Below are 12,559 nucleotides of genomic sequence, written 5' to 3'. Positions count from 1 at the left end.
CAAAAAAAGACGCCCGCTGCGATGGCGGGCGTCTTTTTTAACATCGGGCGTACCCGTTTCTGCGTGAGCCGATTACTCCGGCTGGATGTTCGCCGACTTGATGATCCGGCCCCATTTGGCCGATTCCTGGCCCTGGAACTTGGCCAGTTCGGCCGGCGTGCTCGTGAATACCTCGGTGCCGGTTGACTGATAGAACGTGGACGCAGTGTCGCTCTTCGCCGCCTTCACCAGCAGCTGGTTGAGCTTGGTCACCACCGCCGGCGGCGTGCCGGCCGGTGCGTAGGCCGCGAACCAGTAGCTCATCTCGTAGCCCTTCACCCCCGCCTCGTCGATGGTCGGCACGTCCGGCGCCAGCGGCGAGCGCGCCTTGCCCGACACGCCCAGCGCGCGCAGCTTGCCCGACTTCACCTGCGGCAGGCCGGTGGCGGTGTCCGTGATCATCATCTGAATCTGGTTGCCGAGCAGGTCCGTAATCGCCAGCGGATTGCTCTTGTACGGCACGTGCAGCAGCTGCACGTTGGCCATCTGCTGGAACAGCTCCCCCGCGATGCGCGACGACGAACTGCCGCTGCCGAAACTCAGCTTGCCCGGCTCCTTCTTGGCCAGCGCGATGAACTCGCCCACGGTCTTGGCCGGCACCTGCGGGTTCACCACCATGATCTGGCCGCCCCGGCCCAGCGCCGTCACGGGCACGTAGTCCTTCACGGGGTCGTAGGGCAGCTTCTTGAACAGGTGCTCGTTGGCGGCGTGGGTGGTGTTGGTGGTGATCAGCACCGTGTAGCCGTCCGGGCTGGCCTTGGCCACGTCACTGGCGGCGATGAAGCCGTTGGCGCCGGGCTTGTTGTCCACCACCACGGTGACCTTGCTGTCCACGGTAACGGCCTGGCCCACGGCGCGCGCGAGCTGGTCCGTGGCGCTGCCGGCCGCGAACGGCACGACGAAGCGGATCGGCTTGTCGGGGTAGTCGGCCCAGGCGCTGCCGGCCGGCAGGGCCAGGCAGGCAAGCGCGACCAGGGTAAGCGGGGTGAGCGGGCTGCGGAATCCGTACATCGTTGTCTCCTCGATTTGTTGTAAGAGGTCGCTGGATCAGGAAGGAAGCGAAAAATCGATCAGGAAGTGCCAACGCAAAGGCGCGGCGGCACGGGAATCGGCAGGCCCAGCAGCAGGAACGCGAGCGCCTTGCCGTGCGTGTCGAGATTCAGGGCGTCGTTGACGCCGCCGTCGAGCACGCCATCGATGACGAAATTCATCGCCTGGATGGACGGCACGACGTAGCGCATCACCGCCGTGGGCTGGCGGTGGGCGAACAGGGCCCGCACGGCGTCTTCGGTCACATGGGTCACGAGGTGATCGAAGTCACGCGCGTCGTAGGCGATGACGCTGATGTTGGAGCGGTCGCCCTTGTCGCCGGTGCGGCCGTGGGCAAACTGGTAGAGCGGGGCGGTAGCGGTGGCAGTCATGGCGGTCTCCGGTCAGGCAACGAGGACGTGGGTGGGCGACACCGCATCGCGCGGCACCAGGCACGACATCGCATTGAGCCGCGCCCGCAGCGCGGTGCGCACGCCGCCGCCGCCGGCCGGGCCGCAGGTGTAGAGCGCGTTGACCTCGCGCAGCAGCGTCTGGGCCACCGCCTTGTCCTCGTGGGCAAGCGCGGCGCGCAGGCGCACGTCCTGCGCGGCGGCCTCGCCCGGCTGGGGCGCCGCCAGCATGGCGCCGCCATCGTCGGCAAACACGCTCAGCACGCCAATCAGGTCGAAGCGAATCGGCACATCGTGGCCGAGGCCCTGCATCCGCTTGCGCAGGATGTCGGCCGCCAGCCGGGCGCGCGCCGCCGCGTTGGGCCCCGCGTAGGAAATCTCGCCTTCGGCGAACCATCCGCCCTGATAGAACAGGTTGGCCTTGAGCTGCTCGGGCCGGGGGTGGCCGTGGATGTTGCGCACCGCCACGCAGTCCGGGCCGATCTGGGACACGGTCACGGCGCCGATGTCGGCCACCACGTCCGGCGTCAGGTAGGCGCTCGGATCGTGGACTTCGTACAGCAGTTGCTCCTTCACCGTGCGGAGGTCCACGCAGCCGCCAGTGTTGGCCGCCTTGAAGATCTCGATGCCGCCGTCGGCGTCGAGCTGGGCGATGGGAAAGCCTACCGCGTGCACGTCCGGCACGTCCTTCATGCCCGGATCGGCAAAGTAGCCGCCGCTGACCTGGGCGCCGCATTCGAGCAGGTGGCCGGCCATGGTGGCGGCGGCCAGGCGGTCCCAGTCGTCCCAGGCCCAGCCGAAGTGCGCCATGGCCGGCCCCACGGCCAGGGCGGGGTCGGCCACGCGGCCGCAGACCACGACCTGCGCGCCGTCGCGCAGGGCATCGGCAATGCCGCGCGCGCCGATATAGGCGTTGGCGCAGACAAAGCGCGCTTCCGGGAAGGACGGGCCCACGATGCCGCGCAGCACGGCGCGGCCGGCGTCGTGCGAGAGGTCGTCCCCCTCCACCACGGCCACGCGGGGCGCTTCGAGCCCAAGCTGCGCCGCCAGCGTGCCGATGCGCCGCGCCGCCGCGCGCGGGTTGGCCGCGCCAAAGTTGCCGACGATGGGGATGCCGTTGGCCAGGCACAGGCCGAGTACGGGCGTCAGGAGCTGGTCGAGCAGCGGCTCGTAGCCGTGCTCGGGATCGCTGCGCCGCGCCAGTTGCGCCAGCGCCAGCGTGCGTTCGGCCAGCGTCTCGAAAATCAGCGCCGCCGGGCCACCGGCGGCAATCAGCGTGCGCACCACGGGCAGGGCGGCATCGGTGCGGTCGCCGGAGAAGCCGGCGCCGGAGCCGATCAGCAGGGGAGCAGTCATGGGCGATCGCGGAAAGAGGGGAGAAGGCGATCCGATTCTAGGCCCCGCCAGTCCCACCATCAAACAGATCATTTGGATTAATCTATCGGTTCTGTGGATAAATCCAGCCCGCCATGATCCCGAACCTGTCGGTCAAGCACCTGCGCGCCTTCGTGGCGCTGGCCACGCACCGCAATTTCACGCGCGCGGCGCAGGCGTGCCACCTCTCCCAGTCCGCCTTCAGCACGCTGGTGCAGACGCTGGAGGAGCAGGCCGGCAGCCGGCTGTTCGAGCGCACCACGCGCCATGTGGAGTTGAGCGCGGACGGCCGCCGCTTCGAGGAAGTGGCGCGCCGGCTGCTGGCCGATTTCGAGACGGCGTTCGAGGACCTGCGCGACCACGCCGAGCGCCGCAAGGGCCGCGTGGCCATCGCCGCGCTGCCCTCGCTGGCGGGCGGCGACCTCCCGCCGCTGCTCGCCGACTTCCATCGCCGCTACCCGGGCATCTCGCTGGAACTGCACGACCAGCTGGCCGATGGCTGCATCGACCTCGTGCGGCGCGGCCAGGCGGATTTCGCGCTGGCCCCGGCGCCGGCCCAGGATGCCGACCTGCGCATCGAGCCGCTGGTGCACGACAACTTCCATCTGGTCTGCCCCGCCGACCATCCGCTCGCGGCCAAGCGGCGCATCGCGCCGCAGGCGCTGGCCGGGCTGCCGTTCATCCAGCTGTCACGCACGAGCAGCGTGCGCCAGCATCTGGATGCGGCGCTGCACCCGCTGCGCGTCAATGGCGTGATGGAGGTGGAGCACCTGGCCACCGTGGCGGCGCTGGTGGAGGCGGGGCTGGGGGTGTCGGTGGTACCGGCGCTGGCGCTGTTCCAGTTCCGGAGGGAGGGACTGGCGGTGCGGCCGTTACAGATGCCGTCGCTGGTGCGCGACATCTGCCTGGTGCGGCTCAAGGAGCGGGGCGATTCAGCCGCCGCGGCGGCGATGATCGACTGCCTGCGTCAGAAGTGGCCGAGGTAGCCGCCATCGACGGCCAGCACCTGCCCGCTGACGTACGACGCGGCCGGTGAGGCGAGGAAGACCGCCGCGCCGGCCACTTCGTCCGGCTGGCCCCAGCGGCCCAGCGAGGTCCGGTTGCGCAGCCATTCGGCGACCGTGCCGTCGGCCACCATCGACTGGTTCGGCTCGGTGGCGAAATAGCCGGGCGCGATGGCGTTGACGGTGATGCCGTGGCGGCCCAGATCCGCCGCCATGGCGCGCGTGAGGGCGTCCAGCCCGCCCTTGGTGGCCGGGTAGAGCACGTCGTTGGCGCGCGCCACCTGTCCGGCGATCGACGAGACATTGACGATGCGCCCGTACTGCCCGCGCTGCATCAGTTGCGCGGCGTGGCGGCACAGCGTGTAGGGGGCGACGAGGTTGGTCTCGAGCATGGCGCGCAGGTCGCCGGCGTCGAGGTCGGCCATCGAGGCGCGGTTGCGGGTGCCGGCGTTGTTGACCAGGATGTCGAGCCGGCCCGGCCGGGTAGCGAGGGCCGCGAAGGCGGCGGCGACGGCTGCTTCGTCGGTGATGTCGAGCGGCAGGGCCTCGGCGCTGCCGCCGCTGGCCTGCAACTGCGCCACGGTGTCCGCCACGCGGTCGGCGCTGCGGGCGCAGACCAGCACGTGGGCGCCGGCGGCGGCGAGGCCGGCGGCAATCGCGCGGCCAAGGCCCTGCGCGCCGCCGGTGACCAGCGCGACGCGGCCATCGAGCGAAAATGGGGACGGAGAGACTGCGGAGGAAATCGGCATGCGGCGACTATACCGCAGCGCAGCAGCCCGAAAAACACCCCGGCCTGGCGCCGGGGTTCCCTGATACGTCAGCGAATCAGCTTGCCCGTGGACGAGACGATCGACATCTCCACGAACGACGAGCCGGTGTGGCGCGTGGGGCTGTAGCTGATCAGGATGCCGCCGAGGTCGTAGTCACGCAGCCCTTCCAGCGCGGTCACCAGCTTCTCGCGCGTGGGCTCCGGCCCGGCGCGGCGCAGCCCTTCCACGAGCACCTTGGCCGACATGAAGCCTTCCATGCCCGCGTTGCTCGGCTCCACGTTCTGGGCCTTGGCCATGCTGCGGTACTCGCTGGCGATGCTCATCTGGCTGGAGTTCATGCCCGGCACCACCTGCGTGATGATCAGCCCGCGCCCGTCATCGCCCAGTTCCTTGATGAAGGAGTCGGCGGCATTGTTGGAGAGCGTGACGAACTGCGACTCGCTGCCGGCGCGCTTCAGCTCCTTGATGATGCGCGCGGCTTCCGAGCCCGAGCCGATCACCATCACGGCCTGCGGATTGGCCTTGTGGACGTTGGCCACGCCCTGGCCGATATCGCCCATCGGCCGGTTGAACGAGGCCGACGCCGCCGGCTGCACGCCGCGCGCCTGGAGCGCGGTGGTGAAGCCTTCGAACACATCCTGCCCGAAGCCGTCGTTGGCGTAGAAGATGGCGATCCGGCTCATGCCGGACGTGGCAAGGTGGTTGATGGCGCGGGCCACCTCGTCCTGGTACTTGGCGCGCACGTTGAACACGTAGCGGTTGACGGGGCGGTGCAGCGTGATGGCGCCGGTCAGCGGGGCCACCAGGGGCACCTTTTCCGCGCCGATGATCGGCAGGATGCTTTCGTTCTGCGGCGTGCCGCGCACCATGAACAGCGCGAAGACCTTGTCCTCGGCAATCAGCTTGCGTACGTTGTCAGGGGTGCGCTTGGCGTCGAAGCCATCGTCGTAGGTCACCAGCTCGATGCGGCGCCCGGCCACGCCGCCGTTGGCGTTGATGGTCTTCAGGTAGACCTGCGCCCCGGCGATCTGCTCCTTGACCGAGCCGGCCACCGGGCCGGTCACGCCGGCCGACTGGCCGATGCGGATGGTGCCCTTGCTGATCCCCGGTTCCGCGTGCGCGGTGTGCACCGCCACGGGCGCGACCAACCCCAGCGTGGCGGCAAGCATGCCGCACGCAAAGCTCCTTGCGTTCATTGTGACCCCTCCAAAAGCTGCTGGCTGACTAGTAATTTTTTGCCGCTGCGGCACGCGGCGCATCCCGTGAGGACGGCCGCGCGATGCCCGCAACTTACCTCAACGGGGGTAAATGTTCAAACATTCAGGCGGGGAGGGTCGGGAGGGGTGTTGCTGCGGCAGCACACCGTTTGCCGGGAATGCTCCGGGTGCCGGCGCGGGTGTGGCCGCAGCATGGCGCACGACAAGCCGTGCGCCGTGGCGCGCCACGGCGGCGCGCAGGCTAAGCATTGCAATGCAGCGAAGGGGCCCTGGTGCGCTCAGGGGAACGCCGGCACTGCGGGGTCCATCCCGGCGAAGCGGGCTTCCGGATGGGCGCGCTGGAGCAGCATCTCGATTTCCTCGATGCGGCCACGCGGCACGTCCACCATCAGCAGGAGCTTGCCCGCCTCGATGTCCTTCTCGAAGGCACGCAGCCGGCTGTTGGGGGCCGAGCTGCCGATCATGCTCGAGGCCCAGGCCCCGAACACGGCGCCCAGCACGGCCAGCACGCCGACCAGGCCCCACTGCGGCGTGTCGCTGACGATGGGGAACATCGCCACCACCACGCCGGCCACGATCCCCACGCCACCGCCCACCATCAGCCCCATCTCGGCGGCGTGGACGATGTCGGAGGTCTGGAACAGGTTCGCCTCGTGCAATCCGGTCATGTCGGAACCATCGCGCGCCACGAAATGGATGTGGCGGTTCTCGATGCGGGCCAGCAGCAAGTCGTCCATGGTGCGGCGGGCGCTTGGCAGGTCGGGCAACAACCAGAAGATGCGTTTGCGCATGGCTTGTCTCCTCTTCAGGCTCAGGCCGCCCCGGCTTGGGTATCCGTCGGCGGGACGGGATAGGTTCGTTCTACTCCGTTCGCGGATCGAGTGCAAGGCGCGCTGCGGCACGCTCCGTGGTGACGCGCGCTTGAAACATCGCGCATGCGCGCCGCGCGTCACTCACGGTATTTGCCTGCGTCAGAATGTGATCGGCAGGCGCAGCGTAACAGTCAGGTCGGGGGTGTCGCGGGTCAGGCCGGCGCCCACCGACAGGTTCAGCGTGTAGCGTTGGTTGAAGCGGTACGAGTAGCCCACCAGCAGCGTGCCCTGCGTGATGCGCACCGAGCCCGGAATGGTCTGCCCGTTCTGCTTGGTCGGCCAGATGATGCTCTGGTCATAGCCGATACTGAACGACGCATGCTCGTTCAGCGAGAGGCCCATGCCGAAGTTGAACTGGAAGATATCGCCCGGGGCGATCTTGCCGAGCGACTCGGTCTCGCCGTTCAGCACGGTGCGGCTGACGTTGTCCCGCGCGAAGTTGTGCAGGTAGCTGAAGGTGCCGAAGAACACCGCCGGATCGGTCGGCAGCAGCCAGGTCACGCCCGGCTGGATCGCCTGGAAGCCGGTGCCCGTCGGCATGCCCAGCGGCAGGCCGGTGCCGGTGGTATTGCTGACGCAGCGCGTCACGCAATCGGTCACCACTTCGAACGGATCCCGCCCGGTGTTCGACTTGTAGCGCAGCCAGCCGATGAAGTACGGCATCTTCTCGTTGCCGTAGTTGAGCTGGTAGCGCAGCGTCGCCTCCACGTCGCCCAGGCCGCTGCCGCTGGAGTTGAACACGTTGTCGAACGCGCTGCCGGTGAAGACTTCCCGGCTCACGGTCTGCGACTTCGAGCTGACGTAAGGGATCTTGGCTTCGATCTCGAGCCGCTTGGTCAGGCCGTAGCGGAACGCCACGGCGCTGAGGTAGGTGGTGGTCTTCACCTCGCGCACATCGATCAGGCCGATCAGCACGGCCGGGATCACCGTGTAGCCGACCAGCGCCACGCGGTTGTTCGACGAATAGCCGTACTGGAAGCTCGGCTCCACCACCAGGCTGCCTTGGGCCGTCAGCACGCCAGGCTGGTCGAAGATCGGGGCGATCTCGGGCGGACGGCCGTCCGACACCGGCGCGCGGCCCACCGGCTCCTCGGCGCCGGCGAGGGACTCGCCCTGCTGGGCGCCCTGCGCCACGTTGTTTGGCGGGGCCTGGTTCTGCGGGTCGCCCGGCCCCGCAGGCGGCTGCTGGGCCTGCTGCTGCATGCCCTGCTGCACCGTGTTGTTGATCTGGGTGGCGCTGCTGCCGGCGGCGGCCGCGGCCGAATTGGTGGACACATCGGCGCCGGTACGCTGGCCGCCGCGCTTGCGCGCGAGGGCGTCCGGGCTGATGGTGTTGCGCAGCTCGCGGATGGTGGCTTCCTGCTCCGCCAGCGCGCGCTTCATCGCTTCGAGCTGCCGGGACTGTTCGGTCAGTTCCTTCTGCAGCGTCTCCAGCCGGGCGGCGGCCGGTGGCCCCGCATCCGGCGGTGTCTGGGCGTGGCTCATGCCGCCCAGCAACAGCATCGTCGAGCAGCCGGCAAAACGGATGCCCTGCAGCGAACGCTTCTTCATGACGTCTTCCTCCCCCGGGGACGGCGGGCTGTCTCGCAGGAGCCCGCAACCTGTACCGCTTTTCCGCGTATTCGCGACTTACCTCATGCTGGCTGTCCTTTGGATGACACTGTTCAGCGCAGTATTTGCCATCTGCGTGCGGAACGCCGCCAGCGTGTTCACGCTGGCGTTGATTGTCATCAGGCTCTGAATGCTCTGGTTGTTAAGCGTATTCTGGATCACGGTGCCCGGCATGTTCGCCATCGCACCAACGTTGGCCATATTGCCCGCACCGTTCTGCACGATGTTCGTCATGCCGTTGGTGACCACCGTGCCGGTGGCCGTGGCCACGGCCTGCGAAGCCATGCCCGCCGCGCCCTGTGCCGTGGCATTGGCGCCCTGCGCGGCTGCGTTGGCCGCCGCCTGGGCCGTGCCTGCCGCCCCCTGGGCGCTGGCCGCCGCGCCATTGGCCGTGGCGGTGGCCGACTGCCCCGCCGTGCCCGCCGCGCCCTGTGCATTGGCGGCTGCGGCATTGGCGGCCGCCACGGCCCCGTTGGCCGCGTTGTTGGCGTTGGCCACGGCAGCCGCCACGCCGCCCAGCGTGGCTTGCAGCTGCTGCGCCTGCGCGGCGGTGATGCGGCTCACATCGGGAATGTTGATGCTGGTGGCCACGGCCAGCGCGCCGTTGACGAAGACTGCACGGTCGATGCCGAAGCTGACCTGCAGGCCGCCGACGTCAAACCCGCCGCGCTGCTTGTCGAGCCGCGCCTGCGCCACCGGTTTCCATTTGGCCATGCCGCCGCGCGCATCGGTCACCGGCGCGTCGGGCTCGCGCGTGGCAACGGTCATGGCCGTTGCCAGCGGATCCTTGGCGGCGCGATGCTTCGCCGCGGGGGCCCTGGCCACCGGCTCGTCTGACGCAGGCGCTTGGGCAACAGGGTTAACAGGGTTGGCAGGGTTAACGGGGGGCGTCGCCACACGCTCGGCGGGTGGCGGCAGCGGGATATCGGCAGCCAGTTCCACTTGCGTGGGCATCGCTGGCAGATCGATGGCATGGGACACGGCCACGGCCGGGAGTTCCGGCGCGGTGGGACCATCGGCGGTCGCGCTCAGCGCGATGTCGATCGCCGTATCGGGCATGGGTACACCCATGCTGGCGTAGGCATTGCCGGCGCAGGCCAGACCCGCGCCCAGCAGGGCCATCGCCGCCACACTGCCGGCTCTGCGCCGGAGTGCGGGTGAAGCGGTTGTCAGGACCATGACTGCTCCTCGACTCAGAAATCGTTCACGCCATGCTTGGGCATGACGGTGAAATACAGGCTGTCGCGGTTGATCCCCGAAGAGTAGGGCCCGGTTGGCGCGACGCGCCAGTCGGACACCAGATTGAATCGCGCGTTTTCGGTGCGGTTGTGGATCACGAACAGCAGCTGGCTGTCCCAGATCCGCTCGAAGTGCTCCCGCTCCAGCGAGCGCGTGCCCCGTGCCGGATCGCCGATCAGCACGCGGTTGCCCCTCACGCCCTTCACCACGACGAAGTGGTGATAGCCGTTCTCGACGATCAGCACGATCGCCGGTACCTGCGTTTCCTCCAGCTTGGAGAGCGGCAGCTCATAGCCATCGGCCAGGAACCCGCGTGACTCCAGAAAGCGCTTCATGTCGAGCAGCGAGAACCCTTCGGCCCGAATCTTGGCCTGGTCGCCGTTGACATACATGTTGGCGAAAACCGTCTGCTCCGTGACCGGGTAGCCGTACTGGTAGGTCAGCAGCGTCGCCACGGCGGCCGAGCCGCAGCTGAAGTCGAACTGCTGGCGGATGGTGCTGCGATACCGGGCCTCGCGGAGGCTGGTGACCGGCACGTTGTAGCTCTTGCCGCCGTCGGCGGGCACGTTGATGTAGTCGGCGCGGGCAGCGGAGAAGCTCCCCAGCGTCGCCGCCACGGTAGCGGCGGCCAGCAACAGGCGGCGCATGATCATTTGAACTGGACGTTGAGGATGGTCGCGTTCTGGATCAGCACGTTATTGCCGGAGTTCTGGATCACGGTGGGCAGGCCCGCCGCGTTCGAGAACGCGCCATCGGAGACGATGTTGCTGCCAGACAGCGTGTTGATGGCGGCGTTTTCCGCCACGGTACCGTGCAGGCGCATGTCGTTGACGACAACTTCGGAGCCACCGCGTACGCCGTCCAGCTTGTCGCTGCCAACCGCGCGTGCCGTGGTGCCGAACAGATTGTTCCTGGGTGCCGCGTCCGGCTGGGCCGCCGTGACGCTTGCCGCTGCGCCGGCCACCGCGGTGGCTGCGCCCGATTCACTGCCGGCCACCGCCACGGCCGTTGCCTCGGCGGTCGGTGGTCCTGCCACAGCCTGGGCGAACGGCCAGGCCAGGAGAGCTGTCGTGACTGCCATGACAGCTGAGCGATGCGAACACATGGTGCGTCTCCCTCTTGTTCCGACTCCGCGGCTCCCATCCGGGCCGCGCCGCCGGACCTCCCAGGCACCTCGACAGACAAGCATCCCGGCCCTTGCAGGTGCCGGGATACCGTCATCCCGAATGCCAACCGTGCAAGCCTCCGGCCGAAGCCGGAGGACTCACTCGGACTTAGCGACCGGCATTCACGTTTGCCTGGACGTTGACGCTTTGCTGCACCAGCGACGCCATGCCGCTGTTCTGGCTGGCGATCATGACGCCCGCGGCGGATTGCCCGACGCTGGTCATGGTGTTGGACATGTTGAAGGTGCCGGCATCGACGATGTTGTAGCCACCGTTGCCGCCAGCGCCACCGACTGCACCGTTGCCGGCGCCGCCCGTGCCACCATTGCCCACACCACCTGCGCCGCCTGCGCCGCCCGTGCCCGATGCGGCACCCACTGCGCCGTTGCCGGCCGTGGCGCTACCGTTCGTGGCGACGGTGGTGGCGCTGCCATTGGTGGCCGCACCGCCTGCACCGCCGTTACCGGCCGTGCTGGTTTGCGTGCCGCCCGCGCCGCCCGTGGCCGTTGCCGCGCCAGCCGTGGCCGTTGCCGCACCGCCCGTGCCTGCGCCGCCGGCGCCGCCCGAGCCCGTGGAGGTTCCGCCCACTGCCGTCGAGGTGCCCGAGCCGCCTGCTGCGCCTGCACCGCCCGTGGCCGTGCCGGAGCCGCCCGTGCCGGAGCCCGAGCCGCCCGTGCCGCTGCCGGCACCGCCGCTCGCCGTTACGGCACCGGCAGAGCCTGCGCCGCCAGCGCCGGCCGTGGCCGAGCTGGTGCTGCCTGCGCCGCCACCCTTCTCGTTACCCGAGCTGGAGCCCGCACCGCTGCTGCCGCCCAGGGCTGCGCTGCCGCCGAGTGCACTGCCGCCAGCGCCCAGCGCCTTGCCACCGGCGCCCAGTGCACTGCCGCCAGCGCCCAGTGCGCCACCGCCACGGCCGCCGTCGCCGCCAATCGCGCCGCTGTAGCCGCCGCCGGCACCCGCAAGGGCCGAGCCGCCACGGCCGCCCACGCCAAGGCTGGCGCTGAGGGAGCTGCCGCCACTCGCGCGGGCGTTGCCGCCATCACCGGCCCAGCCGCTGGCGTTGCCGCCGCGGCCGCCGTTGCCGGCGGTTGCGCTGCCGTTGCTGGCATCACCAGCCGAGGCGCTGCCGTTGGTGGCCGAGCCGCCCGAACCGCCCGAGCCGCCATTGCCGCTGTTGCCGCCGTTGCCGCCATTGCCGCCGCTGCCGCCTTCACCCGTGCCGCCATAGCCACGGCCGCCCGCACCGCCCGCAGCGCCATTGGCATTGCCGCTGTTGGTGGCATAGTTGCCGATGTTGCTGATGGTATTGCCGGACACCGTGCCGCTGAGCCGGCTGACGGCGATGGCCTTGGTCGAGTTGAAGGAATTGGCGATCGACGACGTGGCCGTGCCGCCGTTGGCCGCCGCTGCGTTACCGTAGCCATCCACGCTCTGGCGAACGCGGGTGCTGACGCGGGTGGACGTCTTGTTGAGCGTCAGCGTGGCCGTCTTGTTGGAAGTCTTGTTCGTGGTAGTGGTGCTGTTGTCCTGAGTCGCAGAGGAATATTCGTTGGCATTTGCGCCGTCGCCTTGCGTGGCGGTTGCGGTGGCGGTCTGCGTGTTGTCGCCCTCGCCCGAGTCATTGTTGGTTGTCGGGTTCGCATAGGCCTGGCTACCAAAGAAGGCCAGTGTGATCGCCGACGCCAGTAAAGTCTTTTTCATACGATGCTCCCAGGAAGTTTGTGCTGCGGCTCAGCCTCCGGCCGGCGCTCTCGAGAACATCGGCTGGAGGTTCAGGTCCGGCACGGGACCAGACCAGCCTCCCCTTGCGCACAAACAGTGCCAGCGG

General features: G+C 69.0%; 12 protein-coding genes. 1 reads left to right on the top strand and 11 read right to left on the bottom strand.

Going from position 1 to position 12,559, the window contains the following annotated elements:
• Nucleotides 1–72 precede the first annotated feature (72 nt).
• From SB751_RS19535 to SB751_RS19525, 3 genes are read right to left on the bottom strand one after another with little or no spacing between them, the layout of a single operon-like run.
• Nucleotides 73–1,050 carry a Bug family tripartite tricarboxylate transporter substrate binding protein gene (locus SB751_RS19535; RefSeq protein ID WP_250025713.1) on the bottom strand — a complete coding sequence of 326 codons (978 nt, stop codon included), beginning with the start codon at nucleotides 1,048–1,050 and terminating at the stop codon, nucleotides 73–75.
• Nucleotides 1,051–1,109: 59 nt separating this feature from the next.
• Nucleotides 1,110–1,460: a hypothetical protein gene (locus SB751_RS19530; RefSeq protein ID WP_144201147.1), complete on the bottom strand. Its 351-nt coding sequence runs from the start codon at nucleotides 1,458–1,460 to the stop codon at nucleotides 1,110–1,112.
• A gap of 12 nt (nucleotides 1,461–1,472) precedes the next feature.
• Entirely contained in the window at nucleotides 1,473–2,834 is a 1,362-nt protein-coding gene (locus SB751_RS19525) for an acyclic terpene utilization AtuA family protein (protein ID WP_410748303.1), read from the bottom strand.
• A gap of 113 nt (nucleotides 2,835–2,947) precedes the next feature.
• On the opposite strand from SB751_RS19525, the gene SB751_RS19520 reads away from it, so the two are divergent.
• Nucleotides 2,948–3,838 (top strand): LysR family transcriptional regulator, encoded by an 891-nt coding sequence (locus tag SB751_RS19520; protein ID WP_092294283.1) that lies wholly within the window; start codon nucleotides 2,948–2,950, stop codon nucleotides 3,836–3,838.
• On the opposite strand, the gene SB751_RS19515 is transcribed toward SB751_RS19520, so the two are convergent.
• The 8 genes from SB751_RS19515 to SB751_RS19480 form a co-directional block, all read right to left on the bottom strand.
• A complete protein-coding gene (locus tag SB751_RS19515; RefSeq protein ID WP_144201143.1) occupies nucleotides 3,820–4,605 on the bottom strand; it encodes an SDR family oxidoreductase in 786 nt (261 codons plus the stop codon). The two genes, SB751_RS19520 and SB751_RS19515, sit on opposite strands and share 19 nt — an antisense overlap.
• Before the next feature lie 68 nt (nucleotides 4,606–4,673).
• On the bottom strand, nucleotides 4,674–5,822 hold the full coding sequence (locus SB751_RS19510; RefSeq protein WP_144201141.1) for an ABC transporter substrate-binding protein: 1,149 nt from the start codon (nucleotides 5,820–5,822) through the stop codon (nucleotides 4,674–4,676).
• A gap of 299 nt (nucleotides 5,823–6,121) precedes the next feature.
• Nucleotides 6,122–6,634, bottom strand: a complete 513-nt coding sequence (locus SB751_RS19505) for a DUF1269 domain-containing protein (protein ID WP_144201139.1) — start codon at nucleotides 6,632–6,634, stop codon at nucleotides 6,122–6,124.
• A 180-nt stretch (nucleotides 6,635–6,814) separates the two neighbouring features.
• Complete coding sequence (locus SB751_RS19500) at nucleotides 6,815–8,266, bottom strand: acetate kinase (protein WP_144201137.1); 1,452 nt, start codon at nucleotides 8,264–8,266, stop codon at nucleotides 6,815–6,817.
• Nucleotides 8,267–8,344: 78 nt separating this feature from the next.
• Nucleotides 8,345–9,505: a hypothetical protein gene (locus tag SB751_RS19495; RefSeq protein ID WP_144201135.1), complete on the bottom strand. Its 1,161-nt coding sequence runs from the start codon at nucleotides 9,503–9,505 to the stop codon at nucleotides 8,345–8,347.
• Nucleotides 9,506–9,519: 14 nt separating this feature from the next.
• On the bottom strand, nucleotides 9,520–10,218 hold the full coding sequence (locus tag SB751_RS19490; RefSeq protein WP_144201133.1) for a C39 family peptidase: 699 nt from the start codon (nucleotides 10,216–10,218) through the stop codon (nucleotides 9,520–9,522).
• The gene (locus SB751_RS19485; protein WP_144201131.1) at nucleotides 10,215–10,670 is read right to left on the bottom strand and encodes a hypothetical protein; all 456 of its coding nucleotides are present in this window, start codon (nucleotides 10,668–10,670) and stop codon (nucleotides 10,215–10,217) included. Before SB751_RS19485 ends, SB751_RS19490 begins: the two co-directional genes overlap by 4 nt.
• 169 nt (nucleotides 10,671–10,839) lie before the next feature.
• Nucleotides 10,840–12,432, bottom strand: coding sequence for a hypothetical protein (locus SB751_RS19480; protein WP_144201129.1), 1,593 nt, complete (start codon nucleotides 12,430–12,432; stop codon nucleotides 10,840–10,842).
• Nucleotides 12,433–12,559 lie beyond the last annotated feature (127 nt).

The organism is Cupriavidus sp. SIMBA_020 (assembly GCF_046535395.1).
Taxonomy (GTDB): domain Bacteria; phylum Pseudomonadota; class Gammaproteobacteria; order Burkholderiales; family Burkholderiaceae; genus Cupriavidus; species Cupriavidus campinensis.
Note: the sequence above shows the minus strand (reverse complement) of the source record. Positions and strands in the feature narration are given on the sequence as shown.

Coding starts and splice junctions, on each gene's coding strand:
- SB751_RS19535 (WP_250025713.1), bottom strand. CDS start 1,050: ATGTACGGATTCCGCAGCCCGCTCACCCCGCTTACCCTGGTCGCGCTT.
- SB751_RS19530 (WP_144201147.1), bottom strand. CDS start 1,460: ATGACTGCCACCGCTACCGCCCCGCTCTACCAGTTTGCCCACGGCCGC.
- SB751_RS19525 (WP_410748303.1), bottom strand. CDS start 2,834: ATGACTGCTCCCCTGCTGATCGGCTCCGGCGCCGGCTTCTCCGGCGAC.
- SB751_RS19520 (WP_092294283.1), top strand. CDS start 2,948: ATGATCCCGAACCTGTCGGTCAAGCACCTGCGCGCCTTCGTGGCGCTG.
- SB751_RS19515 (WP_144201143.1), bottom strand. CDS start 4,605: ATGCCGATTTCCTCCGCAGTCTCTCCGTCCCCATTTTCGCTCGATGGC.
- SB751_RS19510 (WP_144201141.1), bottom strand. CDS start 5,822: ATGAACGCAAGGAGCTTTGCGTGCGGCATGCTTGCCGCCACGCTGGGG.
- SB751_RS19505 (WP_144201139.1), bottom strand. CDS start 6,634: ATGCGCAAACGCATCTTCTGGTTGTTGCCCGACCTGCCAAGCGCCCGC.
- SB751_RS19500 (WP_144201137.1), bottom strand. CDS start 8,266: ATGAAGAAGCGTTCGCTGCAGGGCATCCGTTTTGCCGGCTGCTCGACG.
- SB751_RS19495 (WP_144201135.1), bottom strand. CDS start 9,505: ATGGTCCTGACAACCGCTTCACCCGCACTCCGGCGCAGAGCCGGCAGT.
- SB751_RS19490 (WP_144201133.1), bottom strand. CDS start 10,218: ATGATCATGCGCCGCCTGTTGCTGGCCGCCGCTACCGTGGCGGCGACG.
- SB751_RS19485 (WP_144201131.1), bottom strand. CDS start 10,670: ATGTGTTCGCATCGCTCAGCTGTCATGGCAGTCACGACAGCTCTCCTG.
- SB751_RS19480 (WP_144201129.1), bottom strand. CDS start 12,432: ATGAAAAAGACTTTACTGGCGTCGGCGATCACACTGGCCTTCTTTGGT.